This window comes from Elusimicrobium simillimum, from assembly GCF_049639735.1.
GTDB classification, from domain to species: Bacteria; Elusimicrobiota; Elusimicrobia; order Elusimicrobiales; family Elusimicrobiaceae; genus Elusimicrobium; species Elusimicrobium simillimum.
Genome location: NZ_JBEVVA010000003.1, coordinates 1,422,730 through 1,437,637 on the forward strand (window position 1 = coordinate 1,422,730; position 14,908 = coordinate 1,437,637).

A 14,908-nucleotide genomic window follows, 5' to 3' on the forward strand; every position below is an offset into this window, starting at 1 on the left:
CAATTATAGGTCTTTTGGCCCATGTATTTACCACGCTTTTTAACTACAATTTATATATGAAAAAATATTTTTTAATTTTAATTGTATTTATATTGGCGCAGTCTTCATTTGGCCAGTCTTTTATAAAGGACGCCAATAAAAAAATAGACGCCGCGCGTGCGCAGCTTAACGCGCCCGCCGCTGCCGCCACGCCCGCTTATACCGCGCCTTGGTACACTATGGCAGCGGAGAACATTTCAGATTATTTTAATAAAAACGCTAAATTCTATTCCAACAATGAAGAACTTTTTAATTTTTACTCAAAAATTTTGGCCGCGCATGACATGGTGTTTTTTGGTGAAATTCATACATACCCTTACCCGCGCTATAAAACCATGCAAATGATAATGAAATATAACCGCCAGCACCCCGGTGCCCCTATAATAAATATTTTTTATGAAGAAGACGAATCGTTTCAATATAAAATAGACGCTATAGCTGCAGGACTTGAACCGTTGTCACCGCAGGAAAAAACGGAATATTGCAAACAGTACTCTAAAAACGACATACATGTGCCAGAGGAAACCATGTGCTTAGTTTTAGCAGAAGGTATTAAAATATGGTTTATAGATTTAGACCATGACAAGAGTGTGTCGTATATAAAAAACACAAATGTACGCTTGGAAGAGCAGCTTGGTTTTGACATGAGAAACCGCGCTATGTTTGCGCCTATATCCAAAGCTATGGTAAAAAACCAAAAATCAGTATTTTTTGGCGGACAGCAGCATGTTTATTACAGAGATTGGAAAGATAACAGTAGAACGCTTACCCAAATGGCGCAGGAACACTTTAGAAACAAAAAATTTACCGTAGTATTGCATTCCGGCGGAAGTTGGCACCACTCAAAATCCATTTTTACACGCTTTGTTTTAGAACCGCAGGATTATACAACCTACAACGGCCCGGCGGACGCGGAGAACTTTGTGGAATGGCAAATTAAAGAATACTTTGAAAAACCCGCCATATTAAAAATTATCCCGCAAGGGCAGGAAAATAATAAAGCGTATAACGCAAGACCGGCGGACTATCTTATAACGTATCCCACCGCGCTTTCTTACAAAAAAATAAAGCAGTAGTTTTTGCCTTAGTTTTCTCTATACAAAATTTATATAATGTATATATAAATGATGTTAACCCCAGGAGATGAAACTTATGGCAAAGGCGTGTAAGACAAGAAATTGTTCAGAACTTCAAGTAGAAAGACTTAAATTTAAGCCGGTACTTCCAAACATCTTAAAAAACGGCCCCGCAAACGTAAAAGCAAAAGCTGGCAAAGCTACCAAATCAGTAGCGGACCAAGCTACAGTAAAAAAGATTTTCCCCAACACCTACGGCATGCCCGAAGTTTCTTTTATCAAAGGCAATAACAAAGCAGGCTGCAAAGACGCTATTAAAGTAGCCGTAGTGCTTTCCGGCGGGCAGGCACCGGGCGGGCACAACGTTATAGCCGGTATTTTAGACGGTCTTAAAAAAGCTAACCCCAAAAACAGGCTTTTCGGTTTTTTAAAAGGCCCCGGCGGCGTGCTTGAAAATAAGCTTAAAGAAATTACCCCCGCCTTAATGGCCGAATACAGAAACACCGGCGGTTTTGACCTTATACAATCAGGCAGAACCAAAATTGAAACGCCCGAACAGTTAGAAACAGCCAAATGCAATATCTTAAAAAATAAAATGGACGCCTTCATAATAGTAGGCGGCGACGACTCTAACACTAACGCCGGCGTAATAGCGGAGTTTTTTAAACAGCATAATTTAAAAACCTGCGTAGTTGGCGTACCCAAAACAATTGACGGCGACCTTAAAAACGAACATATCGAAACCTCCTTCGGTTTTGACACAGCCACCAAAATTTACGCCGAACTCGTCGGCAATATCTGCCGCGACGTTAACTCCGCCCAGAAATACTGGCACTTTGTGCGCCTTATGGGCAGAAGCGCCTCACACATAACCTTAGAAGTAGGCTTTAAAACACAACCCAACATTGTTATGATAGGCGAGGAAGTGCTGTCTAAAAAAATGACCTTGGCGCAGATTATAGACTCCTTAGCAAAAGTTGTAGCGGCCCGCTCTGAAAAAGGCAAAGACTTTGGCGTAATACTTGTACCCGAAGGCCTTATTGAGTTTATACCTGAAATGAAAGAGCTTATAGCCGCCCTTAACGACCTGCTGGCCGACCACGAAACCGCGCTTGCCAAAATGCACGGCATTGAAGAGAAAAAGCAGTTTATTTTCACTAAGCTTTCACCCAAACTTTCTAAGCTTATGCAGTCATTACCGGCGGGCATAGCGTCACAGTTAATGTTGGACAGAGACCCGCACGGCAACGTACAGGTATCGCTTATCGAAACAGAAAAACTGTTAATTGAAATGTTGCACGCCAAACTTGCCCAAATGAGAAAAGCTAACAAATACAAAGGCAAATTTGCCGCTATAACGCATTTCTTTGGTTACGAGGGCCGCTGCGGCGCGCCGTCTAACTTTGACGCCAACTATACCTACGCGCTGGGCTACAACGCCGCGGTACTGGCATTGAACAACTGCTCAGGTTATTTGTCATCAGTTAAAAACCTTGTTAAAAACCCTAAAGACTGGGAATGCGGCGGTATACCTTTAACAATGATGATGAACATTGAAAGAAGAAAAGGCAAAGAAAAGCCTGTTATCAGAAAAGCGTTAGTTGAGCTTAAAGGCGAACCTTTTAAACAGCTTGTTAAAAACAGAGACATGTGGGCGATGACGGAATCTTACATATTCCCGGGCCCCATACAGTATTTTGGCCCGTCAGCGGTAACCGATATGACAACCAAAACGCTGCAGTATGAGCAAGCCAAAACAAAATCCAAAAAGAAATAAACATAAAAGCCCCGCGTAAAACGCGGGGCTTTTTAACATACAGGATAATTGTTATAATCATGTTAACTAAACAGAAACAGGGGTTATATGAAAAATTTTTTTATAAGAATAATGCCGTATGTAATATCAATGTCCGTTGGCATAACTATTTACGCGCTTAGCGGTATATACCTTAAAGACTCGGCCTTAAACGACCTTAACGTAAATATAGCGGCCGGGCTTATGAGTATACCGCTTGTGTTTATATCCTATGAGGTTTTTAACAATCTGTCTAATAAGAAACTCAAAGATTCTTTACAGCGCCACCTGCTTAACGATATTAACGACACTATATTAAATATAATAGCCAACCTTAGAACGCTGCTGTCACAAACCAATGAGTTTAGCCCTGAAGAACTGGATATATTTCTAAATATGGACGCCGCCAATATAAAAAAGAATATAAAAATGGACGATACCACCGGTAAAAACCTACAGGCTGATAAAGAAAAGTTAACCCGCCTGGCAAGCGGCGGGACCAACGTGCTGGCCAATACTGAAATTGAACATATATTTAATATATCAAGCCGCCTGGGCGTACTGGCTAAAGAAATTATATACCGTGATAAAATAAAAGATAAAAAAACACTTACAGACACCACCGCCGCCCTGCTAAAAGAACTGGACGACTGGGTGGACATATACCAAGATGAGATTGTTAACCACCACAGTTTTAAACTTGTAGACTAACGCCCGCCCCCGCAAAAATACGGGGGCGGATTTAATTACATGTAAATTGACTTCAGTTATTAGCGTCTATAATCTCTTTAAGATTAATATTTTCGTTTTTAAAACGTCCGCGGGCGGGGTCTTTTTCCACTGGCAACTCTATAGCGTGCTGCGGGCACAAATTTATACACGCCAGGCAAAACTCGCAGTGGTTAGAGTATATGGGCTTGCCGCCCTCGGGCACACATATATTGTCTTTAGGGCACACTTTTACGCATGTTTTGCAGCTGTTACACTTGTCCGTTACATAAAAATCTTTAACAAGCGAGGAGGACGGCTTAAACCCCAAATACGTGTGCACGGCAAAAGAAAACAGTTTGTCACCCAGGCCGCCTTTTCTTATATAATTTTTCCCGGCTTTTATATCGTCCAAAATTCTGGCAAGGTTTGCAGGTATATGTTTATCTTCCGCCTTTTGTTTAGCTATGTCGAACATGGGAAGGTAATTGTCCACCATTAAAATACCGTCGCAGTAATTAATATTTACATTGTTTTTAGCGGCAAAATCTTTAAACCACCCGGCGGAGTCGCCAAAAGTGTTGCCATATGTCATAACAGTAAAAATATAGGGGCTTTTTAACGTGGCGCGCGCTATAAATTCCCGCACTAAATACGGCGCCGCCAACCCGTAACACGGAAATACCAGGCCTATAACATCATCTTCAAACACAAGCTCATTGCTTTTTAAAAGTTGTGGTATGGAGTAAAGCTCCCCCCCAAACTGTTTGGCTATATAAAGACTGTTGCCCGTGGCGGTAAAATAAAATATTTTCATATCCCCCCCTTTTAAGTGTACATTGTACAATAAAAACACCCCCGTATAATACCGGGGGTGCGAACATATTAAAAACGCCTATTTTTTAAATTTATCTAATAAAGCCGGGTTTTGGACAATTGCGTTTATTGCGTTTATAGTTTTATCATAAGCTTCTTTAAACGCTTTTATCTGGTCGCCGTTGATATCAGGCATAATACCCTGCTTTAACTGCGCGTCAAAGTTAACGGAAAATTCGTTAAGAAGGTCAAGACTAAGGTTAGCGCTTACGCCTTTTACCGTATGTGCTTTTAACGCGGCGGTATTTACGTCCTTACGTTCAACCGCGGCCAAAAATTCCGGCACTAAACCGTTGTCAACAAAACTGCTAAGTAAACGCACATAAAGCTTGGTGTTATTATTAAGTATTTTTAACCCTTCGGCAGCGTTAACTCCGGTTAAATCAGCGTTTTCATTTGTCATTTGTTTACCTTCCTCGTCTTTATTAATTGATTGCGGGCCAGTATCCTCCACCTTTGCGCCTAAATAAGAGTTAAGTGTTTCAAACAGCTTATTTTCGTCGATAGGCTTGGTAAGGTGCCCGTTCATGCCAGCGTTAAGCGCGGCGTCTATATCTTCCTTAAAAGCGTTAGCGGTTAAAGCTATTATGGGTATATCTTTAGCGCGCGCTTCGTCCAGCCCGCGTATTACCCTGGTAGCGGTGTAACCGTCCATCTTAGGCATCTGCACGTCCATAAGTATAAGGTCAAAGGCGTAAGGGTCTTTCTTAAACATATCAACGGCCTCCTGGCCGTCTTCCGCCATGGCAACCTTAACTTTGCTGCTTTCTAAAATATTGGCTAAAATCTCACGGTTAATTTCCATATCCTCAACAACAAGAACGCTCTTGAAGTTAAAGTTATATTTCTTCTCTTTTACCGTTTTTTTAGTTACGCTGTTACCGCCCACAATCTCATTAATTGTATTAATAATTGTAGAAGGGAACACAGGTTTAGAGAGAAACTTACTTATGCCCGCTCTTCTGGCGGCCGTCTCTATTTTGTCCATCTCATACATAGACATCATGATAACCACAGAGTTATCGTCACGTATTTGTTTAATTTTTTTAGTTGTTTCCAGCCCGTCCAAACCTTCCATTTTAAGGTCCATAAAGATTATATTAAACGGTTTTTGGTCTTTTATGGCCTGCTCTACCTTAATTAAAGCTTTTTCCCCGCTGTCGGCCGTCTGGCACGGCAGGTTATGCGCGCCAAGAATATTTTCCATATATTCAAGTATTTCGTGAGAGTCGTCCACCACAAGTATATTTATCTTGCGCCTGTCCTGCTTGGATATAATATCGCCCACATGGTCGCTGCCGTCGCCAACTACCTTAATAAAGACATTAAATTTAAACTCGCTTCCCACGCCATAGTCACTTACTACGCCTATTTCACCATTCATCATGTGAACAATTCTCTTAGAAATAGCCAAACCAAGCCCTGTGCCGCCGTAACGCTTGGTAATGCTGCTGTCGGCCTGTTCAAACGCGCGGAAGAGATTTTTAAGCTGGTCTTTTGTAAGACCTATACCAGTGTCCGAAACAGAAAATTCCAGTTCAACAGTATCGCTTTCACGCCCTTTGGCGGTCACGGCCAGCTGTACGTTACCGCTGTCAGGAGTGAATTTAACCGCGTTAGAAAGCAAATTCATAAGAACCTGCGCAAGGCGCGTAGAATCGCCAAACAGTGTGCGCGGAACATTGTTATCTATTTTTACAAAAAGCTCCTGGTGTTTTTCATCAGACTTAACCGATACTACGCTGATAAGGTCAACCAATGTCTTTTCCAGGTCAAATTCTTCGTTATAAAGCTCAAACTTGCCGGAATCAATCTTGGACAGGTCTAATATTGTGTTAATAATATCAAGCAAATGGTCCGACGAGGTTTCCACTTTCCCCAAAAACTCCCTGATTTTGGACACATCGTTAGAAGCCTTGGCAATTTTTGTCATACCTATAATAGCGTTCATAGGGGTGCGGATTTCGTGGCTCATGTTAGAGAGAAACTGGCTTTTTGCCTTATTCGCTTCCTCCGCCGCTTCTTTGGCTTCTATAATATCCTTTTCCATCTTATGGCGCGCGGTAACGTCCATAGTCATGCCCACCGTGCGGCTGAGTTTGCCGTCTTCGTATAAGGTGTGGCCAAAAACGTCAACGTATTTATAAGAGCCGTCGGCCTGGCGTATCCTAAACTCTCTGCTGGCCAAATTGTCAGGTATTGGCATACCGTATCTTAAAGAATCCAGCCAAATATCTATGCCATTGCCGTCCATTGTGTTTTCAATCATCTCCACAAGGTCGTCAAAAGATACAGTGCTTATCTCTTTAGGCAGGCCGTACAATTCGCCCGCCATAGAGTCATAATTAACCTTACGGTTAATATAATCAAATTCCCATACGCCGGCCTGGGAGCTTCTAAGCGCGGCTTCTAAACGGTTTTTAACCTCTCTTAATTCTTCTTCTAATTCAAAACGGTCTGTAACATCCATAGACATACCCACGGCGCCCACCTGTTTACCGTTTTTTATAACAGGGTGGCCGTAGGAATTAACATAAGTAATAGTACCGTCCAGGTGTTTAACCTTTTTAAACTCGTGCGACAAAGAGTCCACCGTCAGCTTTTTAGAAGTTAAAGAATTAAGAAAATGCCTGCCTTTATCGTCGGCTAATATTTCTTGAAATATGCCGTAGGCCTCTTCAAGCGGCATGATATTGCGGGTATAGTCCAAATCAAATATACGCGCGGAGTCAGCGTCATACTTAATAGTATTATCCTCAAAATTAATTTCCCATACGCCCGCTTTAGAGCTGTTTAAAGCTATTTCCAAACGTTCCTTAGTCTCGGCCACTTCATGTTGCGCGCGCTTTTGCGCGGTAATATCATTTAAAATTGTACCTACGCCTATAGAACGCCCTTTTTCATCTTTAACCGGGAAAACGTGCTGTAAAACATTAACAATAGTGCCGTCTTTCTTTATAACGTCGTTTTCAAAACTTATAGGAACCTGTGTTTGCCCAACCTTCTTAACGGCTTCCATTACTTTTTGGGCGTTATCTTTAGAATGCGCCACAAAAGCGGTAAGCGTACTTAAAGACTCTTCCCCCGGCTCGTACCCCATAATATGGAAAGCGGCGTCGTTCATATATATATTATTGCCGTCTAAATCCATGGATATAATAGCGTTAATGCTGGACGTGCTGATTGCGGACTGTATTTGCAATTGTCTTTTGGCGCTGTTGCTTTCGGTTATATCTTCTATCACAGTTGCCAGTGCGTACACTTTGCCGGCCTCGTCTTTAAGAGATATTATACGGTGCAAGGTTTCAATAAGTTTGCCGTCCGCGCGCAATATCTCGGTTTCACCCTCCCAAAAACCTTCTTTTATTGCGGTAGGGCGCCCAACCTCATCCAGCAGTTTAAGCCAGCGCGACGGTGTAATTTGCTCGCGCGGTAAAGGTTTGTCCGCGGGGTAGCCTGTCATTTTATACGCGGCGGGGTTGGAATACATAACATTTTTGTCTAAATCTGTAACAGCTATAAAGCTGTTGTTGTTTTCAATAATAGCTATTTGCATAAGCATCTGCTTTTCAATAGCTTTTCTTTCGGTAATATCAATATAGGTTTCTATAATGCCTTTTACGCCATCGGAAAACTTGATGGGCGACAGGTAACACTCAAACCATTTGTCTAATTCTTTACTGTATACGGTATATTTGTTTATATCGTGCGGGCAGCTCATGCAAATATAATCATATTCAGGCTTTGTATTCCATATCGCCTGCCACGGCGCGGCGGCCAGGGCGCCCAAGTCCTCTTTAAGCCTTTCGTTAGAATAAAGTATATTTTTTGTTTTCTGCTCTATTACCCTTATACCCACACCTGTTCTGTTAAGCAGGTTATACATTTGCTCCCGGTCTTTTTGTAAGGCGGCCATCATAGGGCCCACAACAAATGATATGCCAAAAAACAGCACCAAAAGCCCCATAATAAAAAGTACAAAAGCCGCTAAAGAAGAAAAAGTAAAAATATCTTTAAGAGAAACAATGTCTCTGGCGCCAAACCACCGCCCTTCAAACTCAAAAACGGAAATAGACGTTATGTCCAATTCCCCCATTCTGCCAACGTGAAAAAAGGTGTACGGCTTACCGCTTGCCTTAGCTTTTTTAGCGGCGTTAAAAACATTATCTTTTAAAATATTATACGGGGGTTTTTTTAAAAATTCACTGTCGGAGGAATAGATGATCCGCGCCTGGGAATCCTCAAGAATAAAGAACATTGTTTTTGTTCTTTTATCCATTTTAGGCACCGGGTAGGCAGCCAAATCTGTTTCTACCTCGGTAAGGGTTTTGGTAAGGTCTTTTGTATCTTTATAAGAGGCGGAAAGCATGCCTTCAAAGGCTGTGGATTCTGAGAAAATCAGAAAATCCATATACCTTGCGGCCGTGATATATGAATTAGCAAAAGCAGCAAACAATACAATAAGCACGCCTACCGCCACAGTGCCTATGATCTTTTTAACACCGACTTCCTTTAAAAATGCAGAAAAACTTCTCTGTTGGGTCATAAAGGCATCCTATTGTATTGTTTGCTGCCTGTAAAGTAAAACTATTTCATCTTAGGGTCTGTTGCTATTTTACGAAACGCTTCCTGGTTCTGTAAGAAAACCTCTACTATCACAGGGTCAAACTGCGTGCCGGAACCTTTGGTAATAAGGTCTACAGATTGTTCGTGCGAAAAAGCGGGTTTATATACCCTTTCAGTTGTAAGAGCGTCGTAAACGTCCACCACGGCCATAACGCGCGCGGCCAAAGGTATATCCGCCCCGGCTTTGCCCTCCGGGTAACCTTTGCCGTCCCAGCGTTCATGGTGGTACAGGCATATTTCACGGCAGGCTTTTAAGTAAGACTCATCGTGCACACCCTCAATCTGGCTGACAATCTGCCCGCCTATTGTGGTGTGTGTTTTAATAACTTCAAACTCTTCGTCCGTCAGCTTGCCCGGTTTTAAAAGAATATTGTCCGGTATGCCTATTTTACCCACGTCATGCAGTGCGACGGCTTTGGAAACCGTTTCCATATCAACGCCGGCCATTTCTTTGTCCAGCTTGCCAGATGCCGCCACCCCTTTAAGCAGGGCCTCGGCCATTAAACGCGTTCTTTTAACGTGCGCGCCGGATTCTACGTGGCGGTATTCAATGATAGAGGCTAAAAAGTCTACCATTGTATCACGCATTTCAACAACTTTTTTAACGTTGGCGTTTACCAGTTTTTCAAGGTGTCTTCTGTGCTTTCTAAGCTCAAGCTGCGCTTCTACGCGGCAAAGCACGCTCTGGGGGTAGAAAGGCTTGGTAATATAGTCAGCGGCGCCGGCTTCAAGGCCTTTAACCTCGTTCTCATTACCGCCGGAGGCCGTAATTATTATAACGGGTATTTTGTTTGTATAGCCGCTTCTTGACAGTGTTTCCAACACTTCATAGCCGTCCATTTCAGGCATCATTATGTCAAGAAGTATTAAAGACAGGTCATGCGCGTTATGCATAACTTTCTCTATAGCTTCTATACCGTCTTTAGCCTGGATTAACTCATAATCCTTCTGCAGAATCTCAACTAATATTTCACGGTTTACTTCTATGTCGTCGACGATAAGTATTTTATCTTTTGCCATATTCCCTTCCTTATCCTATTGGGGTTTTTTATATATAAAATCCGTAACTTATTAAGTACGCCAAACCATTTGCCAATGTAATCATTTATATTAATTCATATTATTAATAATATTGTAGCAAAATTGGAAGAAAATGAGGGTGGTAGCCAATAATTAAATAATGATAATATAAAGTAATTATTTTTCTATTATTACCGGGCTACGCCCGTTAAAAACAGAAACATGATTTTGTTATTAAAAAATTATAATATAAATTAAGATGTTTTTCTAGAACATTATGGAGGGTTATATGGAAAATTGTGAAGCAAAAAATATGCCGCTGCTGGGGGACGCTTTCCCACAAATGACAGTACAAACCACCCACGGGGAAAAGAATTTGCCGGGCGACTACGCGGGCAAGTGGTTTATACTCTTCAGCCATCCGTCTGATTTTACGCCGGTCTGCACTACGGAGTTTGCCGCGTTTGAAAAGCTGGTGCCGGAGTTTAACAAACTTAACTGCGACCTTATAGGCTTAAGCGTTGACCAGGTATTTTCACACATAAAGTGGGTGGAATGGATAAAAGACAACTTTAAAGTTGATATAACTTTCCCCATTATAGCCGATACAGGCGCCGTAGCCGCCAAACTGGGGCTTATACACCCGGGCAAAGGCACAACAACAGTACGCGCCGTATTTATAGTGGACGACAAAGGCATAGTAAGGCTTATTTTATACTACCCGCAGGAAGTTGGCCGCAATATGGAAGAAATACTGCGCGTATTAAAAGCCCTGCAGGTAACTGACACTTACAAAGTGGCTACCCCGGCCAACTGGCCTAACAATGATATTCTTGGCAAAAACCATGTTATCATACCCGCGCCTAAAACGATGGAAGAAATACAAAAGCGCAAAGAAACGGCCAAAGCCCGCGGCTATGAGTACCTTGACTGGTGGCTCTGCCACAAAGAGCTGGACGAAAAAGATAAATAAGTAATTGTTTATTTAACAATAATAAATATCCCCCGGCTATGCCGGGGGGCTGCGGGGCCGCCCCTCTTCACCGCCAACTACTAAAGGCAGTTTCGCAACTATATAATTTGTTTAATAAATGCCGTTCCATCGCGCGGTGTAGCGCAGATGGTCTAAAGCACAATGGCGTAGCCAAAATATAAGTGCCGTGCGCGGCAACAACACCTATGTACGCCACGCACACTAAATTGCTTGGGACCCTCACGCTTCGCTGAGGGAACGGCAAAAAACAATATCTCTTTTTTAACAACAAATGGACCGCTCATAAGTAGCGCATTACGGAATCATGCGTAAACGTATGAGGTTCAACAGATTACAAAAAAACTCCCCGCAGTTTTGCGGGGAGTTTTTATTTATAAATATTTAGCGGTAAATTATTTTTTGAGCATGATTCTCATGCGCTTGGGCGTCGCCTGTCCTTTAAACTGGAAAAACACGTCAAGCGTATCCATCTTTTCATTATAATCGCTTTTTTCTTCTACCCAAATTTTAGCTTTAGGAAAGTCTACATATGTATCAACAGTTTTTACTTTTAACTCAATAAACCTGTTGTCCGTAGTGACTTTTTGTTTAAATTCAAAAACAGCATAACCTGTGTAATTCACATTCGCGTCGCTGAAAGGAATTTCAAAGACAATATTTTTTCTAAATTCAAGATGGCGGTTTATTACATTATAAATATATGTAGCGCCGTGCTCATAGTTCTTAGCTTCTGTTGTTAAATCAAGAACTCTGGTTTTTACTTCTTGGTTTTGGGCGGCGTTTAAAAGAACCGCGCTCATGCATACTAATGCTACTATTGCTATTATCTTCTTCATGGTTCAGTCTCCATTATTGTTTTAAAATCTTTTTGTACTCTTAAATTTTATATTTATGCAAAAACACTCACAAGGGCCAAAAGACCTATTTTGCCTATAGGTCCTTTATACTAGACCGCTAAATAGAAATTATTATTTTTTAGACGTAAAAAGGCGGCCTTTTCAGACCGCCTTAAATTTAGATTTTTTTATTTTGCGGCCTGTCTGCGGTCCCACGCGCGCATGATTGTTTTTTCTATTTCAACAATTATAAAAACAATTACGCCAAAAACAACCGGGTACTTCCACGCGCCCAGCGGCAGCGGCACGGTGCCAAACAAACTATTCATAAACGGTATATACGTAACGCCAAGCTGCAATATCATCATAAGCACGCACACGCCAAACACCGCTTTGTTTTTAAAAAAGTCTTTATTAAAAGCGAAGTTGCGTATACTCTTGCTGTTGAACAAGTGGAACGCCTGCGTTATAACTATGGTTTGCAGTGTAATGGTTTTTACCACTTCTTCCGCCACGCCCGCGGCAAGCAGGTTTACATTAATAAACAGCGTACCGCCGCCTATAAACACGGAGAGGAACATAATCCTCCATATAAAATATCCGCCAAGCAGCGGCGTATTGGGGTCGCGCGGGCCGCGTTTCATAATGCCAGGTTCCGCCCCTTCAAAGGCCAACGCCAGCGATATTGTTACCGATGTTACCATATTAACCCACAGTATTTGCACAGGGCTCAGCGGCATCATGGTGCCAAAAAGTATGCTGGCTATAATTAAAAAACTTTCCGCGCCGTTTGTAGGCAATATAAAGAGAATAGTCTTTTTAAGGTTGTCATACACTCTGCGGCCTTCTTTTACCGCCGTTACTATGGTGGCAAAGTTATCGTCGGCCAGCACAATTTCCGCGGCGTCTTTGGTAACGTCGGTGCCCTTTATGCCCATGGCTATGCCTACGTCGGACTTTTTAAGGGCGGGCGCGTCATTAACGCCGTCGCCCGTCATGGCGCAAATCTTTTTTCTGGCTTGTAAGGCTTGCACAAGCTTGAGTTTGTTTTCTGGGCTGGTGCGGGCGAAAATATTATTTTTTTCTACCGCTTCTTCCAACTCCTCGTCAGTCATAGCGTCAAGCTCTTTGCCTTGCAGGGCTTTGGTGCCGTCGCCTATGCCCATGTTTTTGCCTATTGTTTTGGCTGTATCGGCATGGTCGCCTGTTATCATTTTGACGGTGATGCCGGCCTCGTGGCAGACTTTAATGGCTTCTATGGCTTCTTCTCTGGGCGGGTCTATCATGCCGGCCAAACCTAGGAATATTACGCCCTCATATTTGCCGGACTCTGTAGCGTCGTGCATTTCATCGTGGTGTATATGCTCAACATTTTCATCCACTACCTTATACGCGCCGCCAATAAGGCGCAGGCCTTGGGCGGCAAGCTCGCTTATTTTATCTTCCCAAAATTTTTTGTCAAAAGCTTCTTCGCCTTTAGAGGTAATATCTTTTTGCGCTATGTTAAGCAGACGGTCAGGCGCGCCTTTTATAAAAATAATATTTTTACCTTTAGCCCCTTTAATAAGAGTGGCCATGTATTTATATTCGGAATCAAACGGTATTGTGGACAGGCGCGGAGTATTGCGGTGCTCCATTTTGGCTTTTTGGTAAAGCGTGATAAGCGCGCCCTCGGTAGGGTCGCCCTTTACGCTCCAGTGGCCTTCTTTATCAAGGCCGAGGGCGGAATCGTTACACACGTTAAAACAGTTAATAAGTTTGCACAGCACTTCGTCCTGCTCAAACTTAACCTGTTCTATTTTATTGCCTTCGTATAAAATATCCCCCTCGGGCGCGTAACCTGTGCCTGTTACTTCAAAAAACTTTTCTTTGGTTTGCACAGCCTGCACAGTCATCTCATTTTTGGTAAGAGTGCCTGTTTTGTCCGAGCATATTACCGATACCGAGCCCAGCGTTTCCACAGAAGGTAAACTGCGTACAATTGCCTTCTGTTTAGCCATTGTCTGCACGCCAAGGGCGAGTATGATGGACAGTATGGCGGTAAGGCCCTCAGGTATAGCGGCTATGGCTAAGCCTATTACGGAAAGCAAAAGCTCGCTGGTTTCATAGTCTCTAAAAAAGTAGCCGAATATAAATACTACAACCGCTATCACAACTATGGCTATAGATATGGTTGTACCAAACTGCGCCGTTTGCCTGATAAGCGGCGTGGTAACCTTTTCTACAGAGGACAACATTTGGTTAATTTTGCCAAGTTCGGTATCTTTACCTATGGCGGTTACAACGCCTAACCCGCTGCCTGAGCGCACGCTGGTGCCGCTAAACGCCATGTTTTTGCGGTCGCCAAGCATGGTGTCTTTTGGCAAAACATCAGGCTTTTTATTGGCAGCCAGAGACTCGCCCGTAAGGGCGGATTCTTCTATTTTAAGGTTTTCACTGCGCAGCAAACGTAAGTCAGCGGGTATTTTGTCGCCGGCAGATAAAATAACAATGTCGCCGATGGTAAGTTCGGCCGCGTCAATTTCAAGCCTGGCGCCGTCTCTTATTACCTGCGCTTTTGGTGAGAGCATACTCTTTATACTTTCAATAGCTTTCTCGGCCTTGTTTTCCTGAAAAAAGCCTATGCAGGCGTTTACTACGGCTACCAGAATTATAACGGCGGTATCTACATAATGGCCAAGCAAAGCGGTGATAACGGCGGCCACCATAAGCACATATATAAGAACATCGTTAAAATGCGCTAAAAAACGCAGTACGGGGCTTTTTCTTTTACCCTGCGGCAAAGTGTTGCCGCCGTGTTTTGTAAGGCGGGCCGCGGCTTCGGCCTCCGTCAGGCCGTGTTCCATGTCGGCACCAAGTTCTTTAAGCGCGTCCTGCGCCGTGGCGGCGTACCATTTTTTGGTTTCTTTTTGATTGTTATCGGTCATAATTTTACCCT

The 14,908-nt window shown here is 42.8% G+C and carries 9 protein-coding genes; 4 read left to right on the forward strand and 5 right to left on the reverse strand.

The features are described 5' to 3' along the window. The first annotated feature begins 56 nt into the window (after positions 1 to 56). From AAIR98_RS07475 to AAIR98_RS07485, 3 genes are all read left to right on the forward strand, one after another. A complete protein-coding gene (locus AAIR98_RS07475) occupies positions 57 to 1,115 on the forward strand; it encodes a hypothetical protein (protein ID WP_423971567.1) in 1,059 nt (352 codons plus the stop codon). Between the two features lie 76 nt (positions 1,116 to 1,191). Next, entirely contained in the window at positions 1,192 to 2,892 is a 1,701-nt protein-coding gene (locus tag AAIR98_RS07480) for a diphosphate--fructose-6-phosphate 1-phosphotransferase (protein WP_423971568.1), read from the forward strand. Between the two features lie 87 nt (positions 2,893 to 2,979). Further along, positions 2,980 to 3,621, forward strand: a complete 642-nt coding sequence (locus AAIR98_RS07485) for a hypothetical protein (RefSeq protein WP_423971569.1) — start codon at positions 2,980 to 2,982, stop codon at positions 3,619 to 3,621. Between the two features lie 52 nt (positions 3,622 to 3,673). On the opposite strand, the gene AAIR98_RS07490 is transcribed toward AAIR98_RS07485, so the two are convergent. From AAIR98_RS07490 to AAIR98_RS07500, 3 genes are all read right to left on the reverse strand, one after another. Next, on the reverse strand, positions 3,674 to 4,435 hold the full coding sequence (locus AAIR98_RS07490) for an EFR1 family ferrodoxin (RefSeq protein ID WP_423971570.1): 762 nt from the start codon (positions 4,433 to 4,435) through the stop codon (positions 3,674 to 3,676). Between the two features lie 78 nt (positions 4,436 to 4,513). Then, on the reverse strand, positions 4,514 to 9,040 hold the full coding sequence (locus AAIR98_RS07495; protein ID WP_423971571.1) for a response regulator: 4,527 nt from the start codon (positions 9,038 to 9,040) through the stop codon (positions 4,514 to 4,516). 41 nt (positions 9,041 to 9,081) lie between these two features. Next, positions 9,082 to 10,140, reverse strand: coding sequence for an HD-GYP domain-containing protein (locus tag AAIR98_RS07500; protein ID WP_423971572.1), 1,059 nt, complete (start codon positions 10,138 to 10,140; stop codon positions 9,082 to 9,084). A 289-nt stretch (positions 10,141 to 10,429) separates the two neighbouring features. Between AAIR98_RS07500 and AAIR98_RS07505 the strand changes: the two genes are divergently transcribed. Then, entirely contained in the window at positions 10,430 to 11,113 is a 684-nt protein-coding gene (locus tag AAIR98_RS07505; protein WP_423971573.1) for a peroxiredoxin, read from the forward strand. Between the two features lie 413 nt (positions 11,114 to 11,526). Here the strand turns inward: AAIR98_RS07505 and AAIR98_RS07510 are convergent, their stop codons facing one another. Beyond that, on the reverse strand, positions 11,527 to 11,970 hold the full coding sequence (locus AAIR98_RS07510) for a hypothetical protein (protein ID WP_423971574.1): 444 nt from the start codon (positions 11,968 to 11,970) through the stop codon (positions 11,527 to 11,529). A 188-nt stretch (positions 11,971 to 12,158) separates the two neighbouring features. Continuing rightward, the gene (locus AAIR98_RS07515; protein WP_423971575.1) at positions 12,159 to 14,897 is read right to left on the reverse strand and encodes a cation-transporting P-type ATPase; all 2,739 of its coding nucleotides are present in this window, start codon (positions 14,895 to 14,897) and stop codon (positions 12,159 to 12,161) included. Positions 14,898 to 14,908 lie beyond the last annotated feature (11 nt).